General features: G+C 64.5%; 1 protein-coding gene. It reads left to right on the top strand.

Annotated elements, in window-relative coordinates; translation table 11 throughout:
- Positions 1 to 254: 254 nt before the first annotated feature.
- Positions 255 to 628 (top strand): hypothetical protein (locus tag RNA01_RS23550; RefSeq protein WP_443092651.1); only part of this gene is annotated, 374 nt, incomplete at its 3' end.

The following is a 628-nucleotide window of genomic DNA, read 5'->3' as shown; positions in this document are numbered from 1 at the left end:
AAGCGACCGCTGGCCCAAGCCGATCCAAGGCCATCGCACGGTGATGTTCTATGGCGGCCAGGGAGGCACTTTCCTGAAATTGCTCGACACGCTGACCGACGACGAAATCGCCGCCAAGCTGCCGGTACACCTGCGCCATCTCCCCTCAACCCTGGCCGCCTAGGCCAGATCCAATCCTCGCAAAACCCGCGCTGCAGCTGGTCGATTTTCCGGCCGGGCGATAGCGCGCTCCCTCAATCGAAAGGAGCTTTCACATGAGCAACGATCCCTTTTCGCTCGACATGTTCGGCTCGAGCGTGCTTGTCCCCGGGCTTGGCGTGACAGCGTTCGGCGGGTTCTCGCCTGATGCCGCCAATGACGACGATCCAGATCCCCTGCCCCCAGCACCTGCACCCGCCCTCCCCGTCGCTGCCACGCCTGTCCGGCGCGCAAGGCTTCGGGCAAACTTCTATCTCGACGGGGACCGCAAGCTGGCCGCCTCCTGGAAGGATCGCGCCCGCGCCAATGTCGCGGCGATACTCGTCGCCGACGGCATTGCCAAGCAGGACCGGCCGGCGACGGCAAAGGAACAGGCGCAGTTGATCCGCTTCACGGGCTTCGGCGCCGGCGAACTGACCAATGGTATGTT

It is taken from the genome of Paenirhizobium naphthalenivorans (assembly GCF_007992095.1).
Lineage (GTDB): Bacteria > Pseudomonadota > Alphaproteobacteria > Rhizobiales > Rhizobiaceae > Allorhizobium > Allorhizobium naphthalenivorans.
Note: the sequence above shows the minus strand (reverse complement) of the source record. Positions and strands in the feature narration are given on the sequence as shown.